Raw genomic sequence first — 274 nt, forward strand, 5'->3', positions numbered from 1 at the left:
ATGGAGTTGACCACTGCTGGGTTGCTGCCAACGTAAACGTTGTCCGGAGCAGTGACGGTGATCGAGCCGCTGGTGCCATTGGCCGGTACGGTGATGACCGTTTTGCCGTCGCTCAGCGTGAAGGTCAAGGCGCCGTGGCTGTTGATCGGCAGACCATCTTTATTGGTCAGCGTGATGGTGTAGGTGATCTCGCCGCCTTCGGTCACCGAAGGAGTCGCAGTCAGTTTCGCCACCACTTCGTCGGTGGTGTCGGTGACATCCACTTTCGCAGCGC

At 59.1% G+C, this 274-nt stretch carries 1 protein-coding gene; it reads right to left on the minus strand.

The window, feature by feature from the left end:
- A partial coding sequence (locus ABI582_RS28745; RefSeq protein WP_442121001.1) for an immunoglobulin-like domain-containing protein occupies window positions 1-274 on the minus strand: 274 nt, incomplete at both ends.

It is taken from the genome of Pseudomonas sp. SAS7 (assembly GCF_052112345.1).
Taxonomy (GTDB): domain Bacteria; phylum Pseudomonadota; class Gammaproteobacteria; order Pseudomonadales; family Pseudomonadaceae; genus Aquipseudomonas; species Aquipseudomonas putida_Q.